22 protein-coding genes are annotated in these 17,864 nt (G+C 60.8%); 14 read left to right on the top strand and 8 right to left on the bottom strand.

Annotated features, from left to right (window positions below):
* Nucleotides 1–4 precede the first annotated feature (4 nt).
* The 10 genes from CUJ86_RS00450 to cmk are packed head-to-tail and all read left to right on the top strand — an operon-like array spanning nucleotide 5 to nucleotide 6,084.
* Complete coding sequence (locus tag CUJ86_RS00450) at nucleotides 5–436, top strand: 50S ribosomal protein L32e (protein ID WP_130645601.1); 432 nt, start codon at nucleotides 5–7, stop codon at nucleotides 434–436.
* Nucleotides 429–881, top strand: coding sequence for a 50S ribosomal protein L19e (locus tag CUJ86_RS00445; protein ID WP_130645600.1), 453 nt, complete (start codon nucleotides 429–431; stop codon nucleotides 879–881). Before CUJ86_RS00450 ends, CUJ86_RS00445 begins: the two co-directional genes overlap by 8 nt.
* 1 nt (nucleotide 882) lies before the next feature.
* Entirely contained in the window at nucleotides 883–1,410 is a 528-nt protein-coding gene (locus CUJ86_RS00440; protein WP_130645599.1) for a 50S ribosomal protein L18, read from the top strand.
* A 1-nt stretch (nucleotide 1,411) separates the two neighbouring features.
* On the top strand, nucleotides 1,412–2,029 hold the full coding sequence (locus tag CUJ86_RS00435) for a 30S ribosomal protein S5 (RefSeq protein ID WP_130645598.1): 618 nt from the start codon (nucleotides 1,412–1,414) through the stop codon (nucleotides 2,027–2,029).
* A gap of 1 nt (nucleotide 2,030) precedes the next feature.
* Nucleotides 2,031–2,492, top strand: coding sequence for a 50S ribosomal protein L30 (locus CUJ86_RS00430; RefSeq protein WP_130645597.1), 462 nt, complete (start codon nucleotides 2,031–2,033; stop codon nucleotides 2,490–2,492).
* Nucleotides 2,493–2,497: 5 nt separating this feature from the next.
* Nucleotides 2,498–2,923 (top strand): uL15 family ribosomal protein, encoded by a 426-nt coding sequence (locus tag CUJ86_RS00425; protein ID WP_130645596.1) that lies wholly within the window; start codon nucleotides 2,498–2,500, stop codon nucleotides 2,921–2,923.
* A 23-nt stretch (nucleotides 2,924–2,946) separates the two neighbouring features.
* Nucleotides 2,947–4,380 carry a preprotein translocase subunit SecY gene (gene secY, locus CUJ86_RS00420; RefSeq protein WP_130645595.1) on the top strand — a complete coding sequence of 478 codons (1,434 nt, stop codon included), beginning with the start codon at nucleotides 2,947–2,949 and terminating at the stop codon, nucleotides 4,378–4,380.
* Nucleotides 4,381–4,953, top strand: a complete 573-nt coding sequence (locus tag CUJ86_RS00415) for an adenylate kinase (protein ID WP_130645594.1) — start codon at nucleotides 4,381–4,383, stop codon at nucleotides 4,951–4,953.
* Nucleotides 4,954–4,955: 2 nt separating this feature from the next.
* The gene (locus CUJ86_RS00410; protein ID WP_130645593.1) at nucleotides 4,956–5,555 is read left to right on the top strand and encodes a DUF106 domain-containing protein; all 600 of its coding nucleotides are present in this window, start codon (nucleotides 4,956–4,958) and stop codon (nucleotides 5,553–5,555) included.
* 1 nt (nucleotide 5,556) lies between these two features.
* Complete coding sequence (gene cmk / locus CUJ86_RS00405; protein WP_130645592.1) at nucleotides 5,557–6,084, top strand: (d)CMP kinase; 528 nt, start codon at nucleotides 5,557–5,559, stop codon at nucleotides 6,082–6,084.
* A 190-nt stretch (nucleotides 6,085–6,274) separates the two neighbouring features.
* Here the strand turns inward: cmk and CUJ86_RS11715 are convergent, their stop codons facing one another.
* Nucleotides 6,275–6,439, bottom strand: coding sequence for a hypothetical protein (locus tag CUJ86_RS11715; RefSeq protein WP_165394708.1), 165 nt, complete (start codon nucleotides 6,437–6,439; stop codon nucleotides 6,275–6,277).
* Between the two features lie 223 nt (nucleotides 6,440–6,662).
* Between CUJ86_RS11715 and CUJ86_RS00400 the strand changes: the two genes are divergently transcribed.
* Nucleotides 6,663–7,589, top strand: coding sequence for an AEC family transporter (locus tag CUJ86_RS00400; protein ID WP_130645591.1), 927 nt, complete (start codon nucleotides 6,663–6,665; stop codon nucleotides 7,587–7,589).
* Here CUJ86_RS00400 and CUJ86_RS00395 read toward each other — a convergent pair.
* The gene (locus CUJ86_RS00395; RefSeq protein WP_235855535.1) at nucleotides 7,536–7,835 is read right to left on the bottom strand and encodes a YwbE family protein; all 300 of its coding nucleotides are present in this window, start codon (nucleotides 7,833–7,835) and stop codon (nucleotides 7,536–7,538) included. The two genes, CUJ86_RS00400 and CUJ86_RS00395, sit on opposite strands and share 54 nt — an antisense overlap.
* 53 nt (nucleotides 7,836–7,888) lie before the next feature.
* Between CUJ86_RS00395 and CUJ86_RS00390 the strand changes: the two genes are divergently transcribed.
* A complete protein-coding gene (locus tag CUJ86_RS00390) occupies nucleotides 7,889–8,305 on the top strand; it encodes a hypothetical protein (protein WP_130645590.1) in 417 nt (138 codons plus the stop codon).
* A gap of 176 nt (nucleotides 8,306–8,481) precedes the next feature.
* Here CUJ86_RS00390 and ftsA read toward each other — a convergent pair whose 3' ends face one another.
* The 4 genes from ftsA to CUJ86_RS00370 are packed head-to-tail and all read right to left on the bottom strand — an operon-like array spanning nucleotide 8,482 to nucleotide 12,071.
* Entirely contained in the window at nucleotides 8,482–9,831 is a 1,350-nt protein-coding gene (gene ftsA / locus CUJ86_RS00385) for a coenzyme F390 synthetase (protein WP_130645589.1), read from the bottom strand.
* A complete protein-coding gene (locus CUJ86_RS00380; protein ID WP_130645588.1) occupies nucleotides 9,758–10,129 on the bottom strand; it encodes a hypothetical protein in 372 nt (123 codons plus the stop codon). The genes ftsA and CUJ86_RS00380 overlap by 74 nt, the downstream gene beginning before the upstream one ends.
* 53 nt (nucleotides 10,130–10,182) lie before the next feature.
* Nucleotides 10,183–11,205: a DUF3089 domain-containing protein gene (locus tag CUJ86_RS00375; protein ID WP_235855534.1), complete on the bottom strand. Its 1,023-nt coding sequence runs from the start codon at nucleotides 11,203–11,205 to the stop codon at nucleotides 10,183–10,185.
* A gap of 8 nt (nucleotides 11,206–11,213) precedes the next feature.
* Nucleotides 11,214–12,071: a DUF3089 domain-containing protein gene (locus CUJ86_RS00370; RefSeq protein ID WP_328590921.1), complete on the bottom strand. Its 858-nt coding sequence runs from the start codon at nucleotides 12,069–12,071 to the stop codon at nucleotides 11,214–11,216.
* A 462-nt stretch (nucleotides 12,072–12,533) separates the two neighbouring features.
* Between CUJ86_RS00370 and dnaK the strand changes: the two genes are divergently transcribed.
* Nucleotides 12,534–14,354 carry a molecular chaperone DnaK gene (dnaK, locus tag CUJ86_RS00365; protein ID WP_130645585.1) on the top strand — a complete coding sequence of 607 codons (1,821 nt, stop codon included), beginning with the start codon at nucleotides 12,534–12,536 and terminating at the stop codon, nucleotides 14,352–14,354.
* 61 nt (nucleotides 14,355–14,415) lie between these two features.
* Nucleotides 14,416–15,036 carry a phosphoribosylanthranilate isomerase gene (locus CUJ86_RS00360; protein WP_130645584.1) on the top strand — a complete coding sequence of 207 codons (621 nt, stop codon included), beginning with the start codon at nucleotides 14,416–14,418 and terminating at the stop codon, nucleotides 15,034–15,036.
* Here CUJ86_RS00360 and CUJ86_RS00355 read toward each other — a convergent pair.
* Together CUJ86_RS00355 and CUJ86_RS00350 are read right to left on the bottom strand one after the other, a co-directional pair.
* Nucleotides 14,987–15,943 carry a flavodoxin domain-containing protein gene (locus tag CUJ86_RS00355; protein WP_165394707.1) on the bottom strand — a complete coding sequence of 319 codons (957 nt, stop codon included), beginning with the start codon at nucleotides 15,941–15,943 and terminating at the stop codon, nucleotides 14,987–14,989. The two genes, CUJ86_RS00360 and CUJ86_RS00355, sit on opposite strands and share 50 nt — an antisense overlap.
* A 99-nt stretch (nucleotides 15,944–16,042) precedes the next feature.
* A complete protein-coding gene (locus tag CUJ86_RS00350; RefSeq protein WP_130645582.1) occupies nucleotides 16,043–17,860 on the bottom strand; it encodes a DUF2207 family protein in 1,818 nt (605 codons plus the stop codon).
* Nucleotides 17,861–17,864 lie beyond the last annotated feature (4 nt).

The following is a 17,864-nucleotide window of genomic DNA, read 5'->3' as shown; positions in this document are numbered from 1 at the left end:
GCAGATGGCAGACGAAACAGTCCGTTTAATCCGTGTCCGGTCAGCGAAGACCGGGTGCAAATTCCAGCGCCAGTGCCTCCACGCAAAGAAGAAGCTGAAGGATACCTGGAGACGCCCCCGCGGTCTGACCAGCAAACAGCGCAGGCAGTACAAGGCGAAAGGCGCTCACCCGCAGGGAGGTTACAATGCTCCTGTGGCGGTGCGCGGCATGCATCCGTCCGGCTACTTCGAGGTACTGGTCTACACCCCCTCCGATCTCGAGGGGCTTGATGCGGCGGTCCAGGCCGTTCGCATCGGAGGAAGCGTCGGAAACAAAAAGCGCGCCGATATCCAGCAGCGGGCACTTGAGGCGGGCCTCAAGGTGCTGAACGCAAAGGATCTTGCCCCGGCAGCGGCGCCGGAGACCGAAGCGGAGGAGGCTGAGTCCGATGAGTGACCTCGCCACCCAGAAGCGCGTTGCCGCCGCCGTCATGAAGTGCGGTGTCAACCGCGTCCGCTTCGATCCCGAGCGTCTCAGTGACATCGAGAACGCGATCTCGCGCAGTGAGATCCGCGAACTTGTCGCCGACGGTGCGATCGGCGCCGCCCCGATCAAGGGCAACAGCCGCGGCCGTGCCCGTATCCGTACCGAGAAGCGGAGCTACGGTCACAAGAAGGGATATGGTCGCAGGAAAGGTCGGGCGGGTGCCCGGACGCCTTCCAAGCGGCAGTGGATCCTCAGAATCCGTGCGATTAGATCCTCGCTGCGCGAGATGCGTGAGGACGGTTCCATTGACCGCCGCACCTACCGGAAACTCTACCGGCGTGCTGCAGGTGGACAGTTCAGGAGCCGCGCCCACATGAAGGCCCATGTTGATATGACGAAAGGGAGGAATGAGTGATATGGCGACCGGAGCACGATATTTTGTTCCGTTCCGCAGGAGGAAAGAGGGCAGGACCGATTACTATGCGCGCATGAAGCTCCTGCTCTCCGGCACGCCGCGGATGGTCGTCCGCAAGACCAACCGCCAGATAATCTGTCAGCTCGTTGTACCTGGCGAACAGGGAGATGAGACTCTGATTTCGGCCTATTCTGCCGAACTGAAGGCGCTTGGCTATGAGGGTTCGACCTCGAGCACACCGGCGGCCTATCTGACAGGAATGCTGTTTGCGACGAAGGCCCTTGAGGCTGGATACGATGAGGCGGTCCTTGACATCGGGCTTGCTCGGGCGCAGAGGGGAGCACGGGTCTTTGCAGCCCTGAAGGGCGCTGTTGAGGCCGGGCTCGAGATCCCGTTCGGTGAGGAGATCCTCCCCGACGATGAGCGCACCAGCGGGGCAGTCATTGCTGAATATGCTCCTGAAAAGGCCGGAAATCTCGTTGAGAATGTTGAAAAAGTGGCACAGGCCATCATGAAGGAGCAGGAGTGACATGGCATTCGAACAGGAACCCTGGATTCCGCTGACCGGTCTTGGCCGTGCGGTTGCCGCCGGCGAGATCACGAGCATCGACGAGGTGCTCCAGAGCGGAAAACCGATCCGGGAGCCCCAGATCGTTGATGCGTTCCTCCCCGACCTCACGGACGAAGTGATTGATATCTCTATGGTCCAGAGGATGACCGACTCAGGCCGCCGTGTGAAGTTCAGGGCCGTGGTCATTGTCGGAAACCGGAACGGATACATCGGTTTCGGGCAGGGTAAGGACGCACAGGTTGGAAACGCGATCCGAAAGGCAATTGGGGATGCAAAGACCAACATCATCAAGGTTCGCCGCGGCTGCGGGAGCTGGGAATGCGGGTGCGATACCGAGCATTCCATCCCGATGCGGGTAAAGGGCAAGGCTGGTTCGGTCAGTGTCACCCTGATGCCTGCACCGCAGGGTATCGGACTTGTGACCGGTGAGATCGGCAAGAAGGTGCTGGATCTTGCAGGCGTCAAGGACGCCTGGGCGTTCTCGAGCGGGAACACCCGGACGACGATCAACTATGCCAAGGCGACCTTCTATGCGCTGAAGGCGACGAACATGATCCGGACCGGAGGAGCGGAATAATATGTTCGCAGTCGTTCAGGTTCGCGGGGTTGTGAATACCCGCCGCGATATCAAGGACACGCTGAAGATGCTCCGCCTCCACCACATCAACCACTGTGTCCTGATCCCGGACACGCCGGCATATCTCGGCATGATCCGGAAGGTCAAGGACTATGTTGCATATGGTGAGGTGGACGAGCGGATCGTGGCGACGGTCCTCGCCACGCGCGGCCGTCTGACCGGGAACATCCGGCTCACCGACGAGTATGTGCGTGAAAATTCGCAGTACTCCGGCATTGAGGAGTTTGCCTCCGCACTCTGCCGGAGCGAGGCGAGGTTCGAGGACATTCCGGGTCTCAAACCGGTCCTCCGTCTCCACCCCCCCAGAAAGGGATACAGGACGATCAAGCGCACTGTCCAGCAGGGAGGTGCGCTCGGCAACTATGGTGAGGAGATCAACGATCTCCTCTACAGGATGAGGTGAAACTGATGCCCACAAACACACGTTCCAAGTACCGCGGATCCCGGACCTGCGGCGGCGGCACCCATAAGAACCGCCGCGGTGCAGGCAACCGGGGCGGCCGCGGCAGGGCGGGTCACCGCGACCACCGGTGGTCCCACTTCCTCCTTGCTGGTCAGATCCACAACGGCAAGAATGGTTTTGTCAGCGCCCGCAAGGTGAAGGTTCCGGTGCTGGACATCGGAGAGATCGACCAGATCGCCGAGTATCTGGTCCAGGCCGGCATTGCCGAGACCGAAGAGGGTGCAATCCTCCTCGATGCCGCAGATATCGGTGTCGAGAAGGTGCTCGGCGGTGGTCAGGTCACCCATGTCCTGAAGGTGACGGCAGCCTCGTTTTCTGCGCAGGCAAAAGAGAAGATTGAGGCGGCAGGCGGTCAGGCGCTGACCATCTGATCACCTCGTTTTTTGGTGAAACCATGGGGAATCTGCTGGATAGAATGGAGCCTTTGCTTGCGGCGATGCCGTCGGTAAAGTCTCCGGAAGGCCATGTCCACTTCAAGAACAAACTGCTGTGGACCGCTGCAATTTTGCTGCTGTACTTTTTCTTGACCAATATTCCTGTGTTCGGTCTTGATCCCAGTTCTCAGGACGTGTTCCTGTACTACCGTGCACTGCTTGCCGGGGCGAACGGGTCGATCGTGCACCTGGGTATCGGACCGATCGTCACCGCGTCCATCGTTCTCCAGCTCCTCAAGGGTGCGGACCTGATCCCGATCGACACCAGTGAGGTCAGGGGACAGGTCATGTATATGGGGCTCCAGAAGCTGCTCATCGTGGTGATGATCATACTGGAAGCGGCGCCGAACCTCTTCGGCGGTTTTCTCATCCCTGATCCGACCATTGCAGCAGCGTTCTTCGGCGGGAACACCTTTACGCTCTCGTTCCTGATCTTCCTGCAGATCTGTCTGGGTGGTGTCCTCATCGTTCTGATGGACGAGGTCGTCACCAAGTGGGGTCTTGGCTCCGGTGTCGGACTCTTCATCATCGCAGGCATCTCGCAGAGTCTGGTGAACGGATTCCTGAACTGGACGGCGGTCTCCGATCCCTATCCGGTGGGTTTCTTCCCGCGCCTCTTCGCCATCGGCGTCTCGGGCGGCAACTATCTGCAGTACTTCGGGACCGATCTGCTCGCCTTCGTGACGACGATCGCCATATTCCTGATCGTCGTCTATGTGGAGTCGACGCGTATCGAGATCCCGCTCGCCCATGCCCGCGTGCGCGGTGCGCGGGCGAGGTTCCCTGTGAAACTGATCTATGCAAGTGTCCTGCCGATGATCCTGGTCCGTGTGCTCCAGGCAAATATCCAGATGATCGGCATGTTCCTCTCGAATACCGGCATCACCATCTTCGGCAGGTTCGACGGGCAGACCCCGGTGGACGGTCTGATGTGGTATCTCGCACCGGTGAACGGGCCCACCGACTGGATGTGGTGGGTGCAGGACCTTGGCCACGCCCCCTGGGAGATCATTCTCCGCCTCGGCATCGACATGTTCTTCATGATCGTCGGCGGCGCCATCTTTGCCCTGTTCTGGATCAAGACCGCCGGTCTCGACTCGAAGGACGTCGCCCGGCAGATCCAGCTCTCCGGCATGCAGATCCCCGGTTACCGCCGGAACACCCAGGTGCTGATTAAATACCTCGACCGCTATATCCCGAGGGTAACCGTTATCGGTGGTGTCCTGATCGGGCTGTTGAGCGTATTTGCAAACCTCTTTGGTGTCATAGGTGCAGTGAGTGGTACAGGACTGCTGCTGACGGTCAGTATCACCTATCGTCTCTATGAAGAAGTGGCCAGTGAGCAGATCATGGAGATGTATCCGTTCATGCGACAGTTCTTTGGGAGAGAGTAGATGTCAGGTAAGAGAGTGGTGATCACCGGTGTTCCCGGCGTTGGGAAGACCACGGTCATCGAAGAATCCATGAAGCGGTGTGCAGAGGAGAATGTCCTCTACACCGCCGTCAATTTCGGCTCATTTATGTTCGAGACGGCAAAGGCCGAGGGTTTTGTCCAGGACCGCGATGAGATGCGCAACCTTGGCCGCGACGTCCAGAAGAACCTCCAGCGCCTTGCCGGCGAGCGGATCGGTGCGATGGAGGGCAATATTATCGTCGATACCCATGCCTCGGTGAAGACGCCGGCAGGATACCTCCCCGGTCTGCCTGAATGGGTGCTCACTGCAATCAAGCCGGACACCGTCGTGCTCGTCGAAACCGACGAGGACCAGATCCTGATGCGCCGGATGGGCGATGAAACCCGGCGGCGCGATGCGGAGGGCGGCCGCGGCATCGCCGACCATCAGGGGATCAACCGCGCCTTTGCAGCATCATATGCGATGATGACCGGGTGCACCGTCCAGATCGTCCGCAATGAGAACTTCCTCCTCGAACACGCCGTCGAGGCGATGGTCCAGGTCCTGAGGTGAGCATGGCGCTGAAGGATCATGGCGGCACGATTGCGATTGTCATCACGATGCTGATGATGTTCTCATATGGCATTCCGTTTGTGCGTGATGGCGTCGGTGGGGCGATGGACGTGATCTTCGGTCCGCTGGTGGATGACCTGGGCATTCCGATCTTTGTGCTGATTATGATCCTTTCCGCGATCACCGGTCTGTACTCCTCGCTGATCCAGAAATATACCATCGACTATGAGAAGATGCAGCGGGTGCAGGCGCGGATGAAGGAGTTCCAGGCAGAGTTCAGGGAAGCCCAGCTCGGCGGCGACGAGAAGAAACTGAAGAAACTGGAGACGAAGCGGGACCGCATGATGCAGGAGCAGATGGAGCTCTCCAAGCAGCAGTTCCAGCCGATGGCCTATATCCTGCTGGTGTCGGTGCCCATCTTCTTCTGGCTCCTCTACCGTCTCCCGGGTGTCACCCAGACAATGACGATGCCGTTTGCCGGGATGATGACCTTCCAGGAGACGGTGCTGCTCTTCTTCCCGCTCTGGATCCTCTGGTATATGATCTGTTCCCTGACAATCAGTCAGGTGATCCGGAAGTCGCTGAATATCGGGGGGCTGTAGGGTGCGGATCACCATCAGCGGACCCCCGGGCAGCGGCACCACCTCGCTTGCGCGGTATCTGGCCACCCGTCATGGCTACAGGACAATTTCGGCCGGAGAGTTCTTCCGTGCGCTTGCAGCAGAGCGTTCGATGTCCCTTGGCGATTTCGGGCGGCTTGCAGAATCCGATCCCTCGGTCGATAAACTCATCGATGCCCGGCAGAAGGAGACGGCGGAGTCCTCGGATGATATCATCGCCGAGGGGCGTCTCTCCGGGTGGATGGTGGAGAACGCCGATATCAGGATCTGGCTCGCCGCCTCGATCGAGTGTCGGACAGGGCGCATCTCAAGCCGTGATGGTGAGGACGAGGCAGCAGCACGTCTCCATACCGAGGAGCGGCAGGCCTGCGAACGGGCACGCTATCGGACCTATTATGGGATCGACATCGATGACCTCTCGGTCTATGATCTGGTGCTCAGTTCCGAGCGGTGGGATGTCGATGCCCTCGGGGCGATCGTGGATGCGGCGATTGCCGTTTCCCGGCGCTGAATATTTTTTTGTTCTCTTGATTGTCTCGCATGGTATAACACCGGGTACCGCGCCCGATCGATTCTGTATGGGAAATCATTTCAGAAGAGTGAAAGGGTGGTGGGACCGGCGGGGCACCGGTCCGGATGATGGGAGTTTCTTTTAGAGTAGAATTGATTGACCCGTGTTACGGTATGTATGCCAACACATTTCAGCGGGCAAGACCGCCAGCGCTGTATCTGATCTGCTCCCTGATCAGGGGGTGGATCATGGGGGCGTTGATGAGTTCCCTGAGTGCCGTTGCCGCCTCGCTGTTGCCTGAGCGTGCCTTGTCGACCAGGATCTCAATCGCATCGCGCTGAATTTCGTTGATCATTGGTTCGTTGGCGTCCTTTACTGAGAGATAGAGGTGAAGTACAGTCTCATCTTCAAAGTAATGCGTGGTATCACCCGGGATCAATGTCAACGCAAATGCACTTATTATTTTCTATTGTTAATGCTTATGGGTTGACTCATTGGGGCATTGAGGAGGTATTATGCCTCTGACGTCCAACCTATACACTCATCTCCCGGTGTTCGGTGCCGGTTTCAGGTGGGTCATGGAATATTTCGGTGTTTTCAATCAGGTGCTGACGCTGTTTCTTCTTGTCTGCGCCGGGTATGCGGCCCGCCGCTCTGGCGTGATCGACGATGCGATGACGACCGGCACCTGTCGTTTTCTGGTCAACTGCGCCCTTCCGGCCCTGATCATCTCCTCAATGATGGTCCCCTTCAGCGCCGATCTCCTCTCTGCCTGCGGGGGGATGCTCGTCATCACCGGCATCTTTTATGGGGTCTCGCTCGTGATCGCCCTGCTCCTGCCGCTGCTGATCCGGGCACCCCTGGCAGAGCAGGGCACCTACGCCTTCCTGCTGCTCTTCTCCAATACCGGTTTCATGGGTTTTCCGGTGGTGCAGACGATCTTCGGGGATGAAGGCCTCTTCTATGCGGCGATCTTCAATCTGCCCTTCAACCTGCTGGTGTTCTCGGTCGGGATCATCCTGCTCACGCGCCACCGCGGCGGTGATGAGGGTCGGTTCGATCCGGTCATCCTGCTCAATCCCGGCATTATCGCCGTCCTGATCGGGTTCCTGATCTTCGTCATACCGATCTCCCTGCCGGTGGCCGTGAGCGGTGCGGTCACGGCGCTGGGATCGGTGACGACCCCCCTCTCGATGATTGTCATCGGGGCAATGCTGGCACGGATCGAACCCTCGGAGATCTTTGCCGGGTGGCGGGTATATGTGGTGAGCGGGGCCCGCCTTCTGCTCCTCCCGCTCGTTGTCTGGGCGGTCCTGTCACCGTTTATCCATGACCCCTACCTGCTCGGCATCCCGGTGGTCATGGCGGCGATGCCTGCCGCGGCCAATGCGGCAATCCTTGCCGAGGAGTACCGGGCCGATACGCAGCTGGCGTCGCAGGGAGTGTTCATCTCAACGCTCTTCTGCACCCTGACGATCCCCTTTGTCGCCGTCCTGCTCGTCTGAAGGGATGATGGCACAGACCCTGCCCACTCGCCCGTCACGCAGTCTCACCTTGATGCCGTGGGGGTGGTGTGCAGACCTGGTGAGGATGGTGGCGACGACCCCCCGGGTCCTTTTTCCGGAGCGCTGATCGGCCTTCAACACAATGTCCACCGTCATGCCGGGTGAGATTTCGCGTCTCCACTGTCCGTTCATCCCGATCTCTCTGTCGGCCGCGGGGATGAAGATGCGGATCGGTCCGGCGTTCATTGAAAAATGCTTTTAATGTTGCCTGTGGAATAGGTATTGAGAGTGAAATCACAATGGGTGCGTGTAAGGAAGGTTTTTACAATTCGGTTGAGCGCGACCTGAAGAAGGCGTACCGGGCCGATGAAGGATGGATCCTGGAACAGCAGCCGTCCCTCGATGGTGCAGAACCCGATTATGTCCTGGTCCGCAGGCTCCCCGGCAAAAAAGAATGCATTCTGGTGAATGTCAGGATCGCAGCAGAAATCTCGGACGCCGAGATTGATCTCATGAATTCCTGGGCCAATGCCCTTTCCTCCAAGAAAATGGCAGTGAAAAAGGCGCTGCTGGTCGTCCCGCAGGACGTTGTTGCCCCCGCAGACCTGAAGGGCGTGGAGCTCTTCTATCTCAGGTCCTATGCGGTGAAGGCCAGCGAGGTTATCTGGACCCGGAGCAGCCTGCGCGCAGAGGACGGTAAGCCCATCCTGGCGTAAATCTGAATCCAATCTCTTATTTTTGTGGCTTAAAAAAAGGAAACGATGGTGTCTGTGCCAGAAATTGGGCCGGGAGGAGGTCCACGATGGGGTGCCCCGCGCCTCCGGCTGTTCATGGTGTTGTCGCCGCCGATATTAAATCTGTCTATTTAACATTTTCCCGCAGGTAATGTCATCTACCTCCGGTCAACCAGCCGTTTCGGGCGGCCCCGGATGCTGGCGAGTTCGAGTCCGCCGGGGGGGGTGAAGTTGAAGATGATGGCGATCTGTCCGTCCTCGTAGATCTCCTGCAGGTCGCTTCTTTCGGAGAAAAGGGCGTTGAGGAAAGAATTTTTAATGGATGTTCGGTCGATCCCCGACGGATCGGTGCATTCCATGCTGACGCGCACCGTCGTCTCGTTCTCGTCGCCATAGATGAATGCCTCGTACTCGCCGGTGATGCTCTTCATGTGTTCGGGCTGGAAGACGGCGCCCTCGATCTCCATGCGGTTGAGGCTGCAGCCATGGAGGAGGACGCTCTCGGCCTCGCGCCAGGGGGGATGGATCTTCATATGCGTTCGTCCGCAGGCACAGGTGCCGCGGTCCACCACCCGGCTCCAGTCCTCGGTGTCGTAGTTGATGAGAAGGGTGCCTGTTTTTCCGCCCGGCGGGATGAGCGTGGTCAGCACCAGCCGACCGTCCTCGCCGTCCCGCACGAACCGCCCCAGGGAGGGGTCGTAGAGATCGACGTGGACGAGGTCTTCAGGGCAATGAAGTCCGGTTTTTACCCTGCACTCCCCGCACATCGTACCTTCGGTGGAGCCGTAGGTGTTGTAGACCGGGCACCCCCAGACCTCCTCCAGGTAGGCGCGCGCCTCCTCGGCAAAGCTCTCCCCGCCGATGACAAGGCGGCGCACGCCCGAATCTCTGGGTGCGATCCCCCCGGCATCGAGGCGCCGGGCCAGCCTGAGGAGCTTGAACACGCTGCCGACGATCGCCGTCGGGCGGTAGGAGGTGATCACCCTGACCGGGAAGGTGCACTTCCCTTCCGGGATGACCGAGAGGCCCATGTCATGCGCGGCAAGCGTCATGGTGTTCGCCCCGACGTTCATGCCGTAGGAGGCGCAGACGACGAGACGGTCGCCGGCCGTCAGCCCCTCCATGGTGAAGGCCCGGGCGTACTTCTCTGCGTAGCGGGTCCAGTCGTCCCAGGTGAGAAAGAAGGATTTCGGCACCCCGGAGGTGCCGCTTGTCTCGTGGATGGTGTAGACGTCCGCCCAGTCCGCCGAGCGGAAGGCGAACTCGTCCATGAGCGGGGGCTGGTTGTCCCTGATCGTCTGACCCGAGACGATCGGGAGTTCGAGGAGGTCCTCGTGGCAGGTGACGGATAAGGGGTCGATGGCGTGGGCGGCAAACCACTTCCTGTAGAATGGGGAATGCTCGGCGGCGTAGCGGACCGTGGAGCGCACCCGTTCATCCACGAGGGCGTCGAGGTCTGAGCGATCCATCGTCTCGATCTCCGCCTTCCAGTAGGTGTCCTCTCCCATATGTTGTCTGGAGGACGGCGGGGGTGATAGAGGTTGTGCGGGGGATTGACGGATCATAGGGGGGTGGGGGCCTGTGCCGCTCCGCGCACCGGTGTCCGTCGAGCGTCCTGTCCTTCCGTGCATGCACGTCCCACACCTCCCCGGCATCGATCCCCTTCGCCTCCATCAGCCCCGAGATCACCGCATCGGCAAACACCCCTGCGGTGGTCTCGAAGAGGGTGCCCCCCTCCTCCACACACTGCCGCCCATACAGGCATGCCGGTGATCCCGGGGTCCGGTCCTGCACCGCCATTCTCATGGCGGAGCCTCCATCGTCGGAAGGGATAAAAAAATATGGTTTAAAAGGGGTGTTCAGTTCCGTTCCCTGAAATAGGCGCGGATACGCTCTCCGACATTTTCTCTCAGGTTCTCGTAGAAGATCGCATAGTCGTACATATGATAGACCCCCTCCGGGAAGGTGACACTCGTCGCCGGCAACTCTTCGGGATGGGAGATGTCCGTGATCACCAGGGCGTTGTCCACCACCTGTGCCGCCGCAAAGTTCCGGTATCTCACGGGTTTTGCTGGATCCTCGTGCCTGAAGAATGCCGCCTCGATATTTGCCGATGCGGGTGCGAATGCGGTGTCGGTCCTCCAGGTCAGGGGGTTCACCACCACCGATCCCTGTCGCACGGTCGGCGCCTCCCGCTCCTTGCCCTCTGCGTCCGAGATGGTGTTGTAGGTGATAAAGCACCCCGTCTCGCCCGCACTCCGGGCGATCCGCATGAGCGGGTTTGTGTCCAGGTCGGATCCGGTGATGGAGTAGCCGATGACATATGCCGCCACGAGTTGTTCGAGCGATGCCGGATCGCCGGTCAGGAGTTCTCCGGCCTTCGAGAGTTCGACGACCCTGACCGACCCCTGACTGTGGGCGGCCAGGATGATCGGTCGCTCCCCGCGGTTGAAGTGCTCCAGAAAATATCTGAAGGCGGCGATGAGGTCCCCCTGCCCCAGGTCGAAGATCGGCGCCGCATCGGTCAGCATCAGGGGGTTGATCTTCACGTTGTTCTGCCGGTAATAGGGGGCGTAGATGTTCGCCTGTCCGTCGAATATGCTCGCCTGCTCCACCAGGGTCCAGGACGCCTTTTCTCGCAGGACGGGATCGGCGGTATCCATCAGATAGGTTGAGGTATCGGAAAGAACGGTGGGATAGACCCAGAACACGTCCACGGGCTGTTGTTCCGTGCTGAAGTGCGCGGGCAGGCTGATCCAGGTCTTCGGGTCGGCGTAGTCGGGCGCCGCCGGCACGTCCCTCTCCGGGATGAAGGGGGGAAGGGTGACCGGCACCCCGAGCTCCCGTCCCCGCAGGTCTTCAAGCGTTGGTGTCTCCGTCATCTGACCCCTCATGCCGTGGTGTTCAGGTATGCATCGATCCTGTCGCCGACATTCTCTTCCAGGTTCCGATACCAGAAGGCGTAGTCGTAGCGGTGGTAGACGCCCTCTGTATACGGACCGATATCCAGGTCTTCGCCCTCTGGTATCGTCGTTTGAAGCGCTCCCGTTTTGGCGTTGATCCGGGCGTCCGAGTAGTGTTCGACCTCGCGTATGAACTCGCCGGTGGTGTCGTTGTAGAAGCGTGCACCCAGGTTCATTGAGGCGGGGGCGTATTCGTCATCGGTGCGCCAGGTGAGCGGGTTGATGCAGTGTGCGCCCTCCATCAGCATGGGACCGCCTTCAGAGGTCGGAGACTGCGTGTTGTAGGTGATCACGACGCCTGTATCGTTTGCGCCCATTGCCGCCGTCAGTCCCGCCTTTTCAAGGTCGGCGTCTGTGACGGTGTATCCAATCAGGTAGGCGGCAACCAGGCGGGTGCGGAGGTCCTCGTCGTCCCCGAAACGGTTTTTGATCAGTTCGATCAATGCCATCGTCCCCTGACTGTGGCCCGCGATAATGAACGGACGTCCCTGGTTGAGGTTGGTGATGTAATAGTCAAAGGCCCGCTCCACGTCGGCGGCGCCCCGCTTGAACTCCTCGGTATCGGTCGCAAGTTCGTCGGGTCCCATCGTCACCTGCGTCGACATCTGCCGGTAGTACGGGGCGAAGACGTTGGCATGCGATTCGTAGACGCTTGCCTGTGCCGTGAAAATCCCCTGTGCCAGCGCCCGCTCTTCTGTGCTTTCGATGTCCATGAAGCCGCTTGAATTGCTGCTGACCGTCGGGTAGACGTAAAATACGTCCACTTCATTGTCTATTGAAGGCAATGAGAGCCAGTTCCCGGTGTCTGCATAATCCGGTTCCTGGGGGGTATCTGCACCTTCCGGTGGAATGGTATCTCCATCCTGAGGTGAGGAATCCCCGTTCGTACAGCCGCATGTGAGAATGAAACATATGCCCAGAATGGCACACAGGTAGATCAGAGAGTGATTGTTCCGTATCATCGCAGATCCTCCACGTATATTTGATGTACACGCTGCAAATGTCTATTCGCAGCCTGAACTGCCGTGCGGGCGACTGAATCGCGCCTGGAAAAGGCTCTATAAGGGCCTTAATCGGCAGTGGTGTACTGTGATGTCCCTCAATAGAAAAAATATTCGATTTTTCTCTGTTTTTAGGATTTATGCTGCTGTTTGGGGCGCTTTTGGGGGGGGAGTCCGGCGGACAGCAACCCTTATCTCCCTGCACACACCGATGGTGCGAAAACACAGGAATGTGGGGAGAGGTTCATGCAGAAGGAGAAGATCATCGGGATAGACCTGGGCACCTCGAACAGTCAGGCGGCGGTGATGATCGGCGGGAAACCGACGATCATCCCCTCGGCAGAGGGATCGACCTATGCGGGCAAGATGTTCCCGTCGGTTGTCGCCTTCACGAAAGAAGGAGGGATGCTCGTCGGCGAACCGGCACGAAGACAGGCGCTCACCAACCCTGACGGGACGGTGATGGCGGCGAAGCGGCGGATGGGCACGGACCACCGCTACCGCATCTTCGGGAAGGACTACACCCCCCAGCAGATCTCCGCCTTCCTCCTCCAGAAGATCCGGAGGGACGCCGAGGCCTATCTCGGCGAAACGGTGACAAAGGCGGTGATCACCGTCCCCGCCTACTTCAACGACAATCAGCGTACGGCCACAAAGGACGCCGGCACGATCGCCGGGCTTGAGGTGGTGCGCCTCATCAACGAACCCACCGCCGCCTCGATGGCCTATGGGCTGGACCGGGGCGGGGAGCAGAAGATCATGGTCTTCGACTTCGGCGGCGGGACGCTGGACGTCACCGTCATGGAGTTCGGAGAGGGGACCTTCCGCGTCATCTCGACCGCCGGCGACACCCATCTCGGCGGCACCGATATGGATGCGGCGCTCGTCGACTGGATCGCGGAGGATTTCAGGAAGCAGGAGGGGATTGACCTGCAAAAGGACACCCGGGCGATTGGACGCCTGCGAGAAGCGGCCGAACAGGCGAAGATCGAACTCTCGACGGCGCTGGAGACCGAGATCACCCTCCCCTACATCACCGGCACGGCGAGCGGTCCAAAGCACCTCTCCATGAAACTCTCCAGGGCGAAACTCGAACAGATCGTCGCCCCGGTCATCGACCGTTGCGCCGCACCCCTTGATCAGGCGCTTTCAGACGCAAAAATCGCGAAGGACGGGATCGACAGGGTGATCCTGGTCGGCGGCCCCACCCGTATGCCGTGCGTCCAACGCTTCATCGAGGAGCATACCGGCAAAAAACCAGAACGGAGCGTCGATCCCATGGAGTGCGTCGCCATCGGTGCGGCGATCCAGGGGGCGATCCTGGCGGGCGAGATCACCGACATGGTCCTCCTGGACGTCACCCCCCTCACCCTGGGCATCGAGACCCTTGGCCATGTCACGACCGCCCTGATCCCGCGCAACACCACCATCCCCACGCGGGCCAGTCAGGTCTTCACCACCGCCGCCGATCTCCAGACCTCGGTGACGATCAACGTCCTCCAGGGAGAGCGCCCGATGGCGCCCGACAACACCAGCCTTGGTCAGTTCAATCTGGTCGGTCTCCCGCCGGCGCCGCGGGGCGTGCCGCAGATCGAGGTCGCCTTCGATATCGATGCCTCGGGGATCCTGAACGTCTCGGCACGCGACCTCGCCACCGAAAAGGAGCAGCGGATGACCATCACCGCCTCCACAAAACTCCCGGACGCCGAGGTGGAGCGGATGATCCGGGAGGCGCAGACCTTCGAGGAGAAGGACAGAAAACGAAAGGAGGAGGCTGAAGTGCGCAATGATGCCGATTCCCTCATCTACACCACGGAAAAGACCCTCGCCGACCTGGGCGAGAAGATGGGGGGTGCGCAGAAGGACGCCCTCGATGCCGCTCTCGCCTCCCTGAAAGAGGCCGTGGCTGGCACCGATCTCCCTGCGATACGCTCGGCCACCGACCGCCTCAGGAAGGTGCTTGGCGAGGCCGGGGCGTCGATCTATGGGGGAACGGCCCAGCGCCCTGGAGGGCCGCAACAGGGGGAGGAGTATGTGGATGCAGAATACCGGGTGAAGGAGGACTGACCCCTCCAGACCTCTTCTGCGGTGCATCCGCATGTTTTTGGTGCGCGGCGCAAGAGAAGTAATGATTGAAGAGGTGCGTGAGATGAGGGTGAAGATCTGCGGGCTGACCTCCCCTGAGGATGCGGCGTTTGCAGCCAGGGCGGGGGCGGACGCCGTCGGTGTGGTGATGTATTCGGATTCGCCCCGTTCGATTGACGAACGGCGGGCGCGGGAGATATTTGCTGCCGTCGGCCCCTTCACGGCCACGGTGGTCGTCACCCACACCACCTCGGCGGCAGACCTGGCGGCCATCATCGCCCTCCGTCCGACGGCGGTGCAGATCTTTTATCCTCATCAGGTGGATGAGGATGCGCCGGTGCGCGTGATCCGGGCCGTGGGAGGGGGACGGATGCCGCCCTTCCCCGGAAAAACGGATGCATACATTGTGGACGAGAGTATGGGGCGAGGGAGGGCCTTTGACCCCATCGTCGCCCGGCGGTTTCTGGAACGCTGCCCCCTGCCGGTGGTCCTTGCCGGCGGTCTCACGCCCGGGAACGTGGGGTCGGCGGTGTCGCTGCATCCCTATGCGGTCGATGTGTGTTCTGGTGTGGAGGTCTCCCCCGGCGTCAAGGACCGGGCGAAGGTCCTCGCCTTCATCCGTGCGGCGAAGGCTGATCCGGTGCAAACCGGCAGACCTGCCTGAACCCATACCCCTCCTTTTTGAAGGCGGCGTTCAGGAGTTCGGCCCGTTCGGGGTGGACCCGGATCACGTTCAGGTCGATATCGAGATCTCCTGCTGTGATCCCCCGCACCCTGAGTGCCTCCTCGTGTCCCGGTTCGCCGGGCCTGAGGATCCGGGCCGTTCCGGTGACCTGCAGACCGCTGACATCCTCCCTGCCGGTGTGGTCGTCATAGACGGCCAGGCCCACAACCGGGTTGCAGAGGAGGTGGACGAACTTCTCGCCCCCTTCGCTGAAAATGGTGCTCTCGTCATCGGCGAAGAGGTAATCGACCGGCGTCGCCCGCACCCGGTTGTTATGGGCGGTGCAGATCACGCAGGTGCGGTGCGTCGCCAGATAGGTCCGGACCCGTTCCCTGATCTCCCCCTCTCCCATCTGCCCCTCCCTTTCGCCCCGCTCCCTGAGGGCCAGGGCAAAGGCGGTGACCGCATTCATGTCGATGAGGTCGCGGTCGGAGAGGTCCCATCCGGTCTTTCTGGCATACAGGGAGAGGGCGGTGCGGTCGTCGCGGCTGAGGCGGTCCACCCGGAGGCGTCCGCCGAATGCCACGAGAGGCGCCTCCGGGTCGACCAGTTCCCGAACCTCCTTCAGGTAGTCCCGCCCACGTGCCGGGTTTAAGGCGGTGCAGAAGAAGGCGACCGGTTTGTGCGTCAGCCAACCGGCATTGGCCCTGACAAACTCCCGGATGAGGGGGGAGAGATCGCCGTTGTAGATCGGGGTGCCGATCACAAAGCGGTCGAATTCCCGCATCGCCGCCGTGAATTCCGTTGTCCGGACGGTGCGTGCGGGGCCGAGGACCATCGCAATCGCCCCGGCGACCTCCTCCGTCGAACCGTAGGTGCTCTCATAGATGACGCATGTCCGTTCCATGGGCCCCCCTCTTCCCTCCGGTTTCATAATACTATGTGAGGGGGGAGGGGGATCTGGCCACTGGGATTACAATATAAAAATGAGGTTGTCCTGACCGGGTCAGCGGCCGCCCACACCGCCGCCGCCAAACCCGCCGCCTCCACCGAATCCTCCTCCGCCGCCGAATCCACCGCTCCCTCCGCCCGACGAGGGTGGGGAGAAGGCGATGATCGGTACGAAGGCGAGGTGCATGCGGGAGTACATCGGCATCCCGACCGCGGCCATCGGGACGTTGAGGGATTTCATCGCCGCCTCCACCTGTTCGCCGACGCCGAGCGCCGTGCCATAGACAAGCCATTCACCCCACATCGAGAGATCCGACGGGGTGTATTTACTGATCATCGCCATGTCGGAGAGGAAATGCCCGAAGGCGTCCCACTCCAGTTTTTCACGGTAGTGGTCGCCCCGCCAGTGCCCGAAGAGGGTGGAGGGGAAGAGGAGTGCGATGATCACCTCGGCCACGGAGGCCAGAGAGAGCACGATCGCCGGGAAGGCGATGGAAGCGGTCGCCGGGGCGATGACCGCCACCAGTATGGAGAGCCCGAGGAGGATCGCACCCGGGAAGAGGAGGAGTGCGATGGTCGTCCGCCCGTCGGTGGCGTACTCGGCTGAAAGCCGGAGATCCGCCTGGGTGAAGAGGGCCTTCATGCTCCCCTGGATGCTGAGCGCCCGCCTCTCCGCTGCCCCGCCATGCCGCCCCTCTGCGGCAAGACGCTCCAGCGTCGAGGTGTCGAACGTCCCGCCCTCCGCCATCCCGCCCAGGGTGTTGAGCACCCGCTGCTCATAGGGATCGGCGGCGCTCTGCCGGTTCACGGCGATCAGCACCCCCTTACCATCCGCCTTTTCGGTGACGGTGAGGGCGCCCTGCCGGTGGAGGTCGAGCACCGTTGCATAGAAGCCGTTCTCATCGAAATCGATCACATCGCCGTTGAAGAGGAGGTTCACCTGCCAGGGCTTCTTCGAGGGATCCGGGGTGGTGCTGAGGTATTCGGGCACGGTAAACCCTTTTTCAACGCCCCATCGCCGGTAGACGGCAAAGAGCACAAATGGCATGGCGAGGGCGAGGAGGGCGGCGAGGGCATGGAGGAGGGATGCCGCCGTATAGGGCAGGGTATACCAGAAGGCCCCGGCCGCGGTCCGGCCGCGCACGTCCTCAACCGGAGACGGGAAACCGGGGATGCTCTCCCATGCGCCGGCCGGGAGGAGGAGTTCGACGGCAACCGTATCGTCAGCCGCCGCCGCCCCGCTCAGGCGAACGGTCCCTCCCTCCCGTTCGACCGAGAGGTCAGGCGGATAGGCATAGACCTCTTCGATCGCCCCCCAGTCAGGGAGGGTGATCGAGAGGGAGCGGTAGGGGATATGCTCCCTGACGAGTTTGAGGTTGATGTGGGTGGCGGTTTCGTCGTACTCTACCGGTGGTGCGACCTCGAAGCGGTAATCGACGGAATAGGTGCCGGCATCGAAATAGGCGGGGTTGTAGATGCCCACCTCGCTGGCAAACGCCCGGTCCATGATAAACGATCGTTCTGCCTCTGTTGCGTCGCCTGAGACCGAAATACCTCCTGTGCTGTCCTTTGCATACCCGATCATTCCCGGCGGCGCCGTCATATCCAGGTAACGGATATGTGGATAGGAGACCGACGTGAAGGTGAGGGGGTCGTCGAAGTAGCGGAAGAGCATCCGGTATTCGCCCGGTGTCTTCACCTCATAGACATAGTGTTCGAGCAGGGTGCCGTTCTCGTACCAGACCGCCTCATACGTATCGACGACAAGGTCGCCCTCGAAGAGGGTGGGGAGGGCGAAGGTCGCCAGAATGGCGATCAGCCCGAAAAACAGGGTGACGGCTATGACCGTAGCGATCTGCCGGTTTTCACTCACTGCA

The organism is Methanofollis fontis, assembly GCF_004297185.1.
Classification (GTDB): Archaea; Halobacteriota; Methanomicrobia; order Methanomicrobiales; family Methanofollaceae; genus Methanofollis; species Methanofollis fontis.
This window is presented reverse-complemented; position numbering and strand designations above follow the sequence as displayed.

Bases quoted from the DNA above. Each gene is read 5' to 3' on its own strand.
- CUJ86_RS00425 (WP_130645596.1), top strand. From the start codon at position 2,498: ATGCCCACAAACACACGTTCCAAGTACCGCGGATCCCGGACCTGCGGC.
- dnaK (WP_130645585.1), top strand. From the start codon at position 12,534: ATGCAGAAGGAGAAGATCATCGGGATAGACCTGGGCACCTCGAACAGT.
- CUJ86_RS00360 (WP_130645584.1), top strand. From the start codon at position 14,416: ATGATTGAAGAGGTGCGTGAGATGAGGGTGAAGATCTGCGGGCTGACC.
- CUJ86_RS11715 (WP_165394708.1), bottom strand. From the start codon at position 6,439: ATGATCAACGAAATTCAGCGCGATGCGATTGAGATCCTGGTCGACAAG.
- CUJ86_RS00355 (WP_165394707.1), bottom strand. From the start codon at position 15,943: ATGGAACGGACATGCGTCATCTATGAGAGCACCTACGGTTCGACGGAG.
- CUJ86_RS00415 (WP_130645594.1), top strand. From the start codon at position 4,381: ATGTCAGGTAAGAGAGTGGTGATCACCGGTGTTCCCGGCGTTGGGAAG.
- CUJ86_RS00395 (WP_235855535.1), bottom strand. From the start codon at position 7,835: ATGAACGCCGGACCGATCCGCATCTTCATCCCCGCGGCCGACAGAGAG.
- secY (WP_130645595.1), top strand. From the start codon at position 2,947: ATGGGGAATCTGCTGGATAGAATGGAGCCTTTGCTTGCGGCGATGCCG.
- CUJ86_RS00430 (WP_130645597.1), top strand. From the start codon at position 2,031: ATGTTCGCAGTCGTTCAGGTTCGCGGGGTTGTGAATACCCGCCGCGAT.
- CUJ86_RS00450 (WP_130645601.1), top strand. From the start codon at position 5: ATGGCAGACGAAACAGTCCGTTTAATCCGTGTCCGGTCAGCGAAGACC.
- CUJ86_RS00400 (WP_130645591.1), top strand. From the start codon at position 6,663: ATGGAATATTTCGGTGTTTTCAATCAGGTGCTGACGCTGTTTCTTCTT.
- CUJ86_RS00380 (WP_130645588.1), bottom strand. From the start codon at position 10,129: ATGAGAATGGCGGTGCAGGACCGGACCCCGGGATCACCGGCATGCCTG.
- ftsA (WP_130645589.1), bottom strand. From the start codon at position 9,831: ATGGGAGAGGACACCTACTGGAAGGCGGAGATCGAGACGATGGATCGC.
- CUJ86_RS00375 (WP_235855534.1), bottom strand. From the start codon at position 11,205: ATGACGGAGACACCAACGCTTGAAGACCTGCGGGGACGGGAGCTCGGG.
- CUJ86_RS00440 (WP_130645599.1), top strand. From the start codon at position 883: ATGGCGACCGGAGCACGATATTTTGTTCCGTTCCGCAGGAGGAAAGAG.
- CUJ86_RS00435 (WP_130645598.1), top strand. From the start codon at position 1,412: ATGGCATTCGAACAGGAACCCTGGATTCCGCTGACCGGTCTTGGCCGT.
- CUJ86_RS00445 (WP_130645600.1), top strand. From the start codon at position 429: ATGAGTGACCTCGCCACCCAGAAGCGCGTTGCCGCCGCCGTCATGAAG.
- CUJ86_RS00410 (WP_130645593.1), top strand. From the start codon at position 4,956: ATGGCGCTGAAGGATCATGGCGGCACGATTGCGATTGTCATCACGATG.
- CUJ86_RS00390 (WP_130645590.1), top strand. From the start codon at position 7,889: ATGGGTGCGTGTAAGGAAGGTTTTTACAATTCGGTTGAGCGCGACCTG.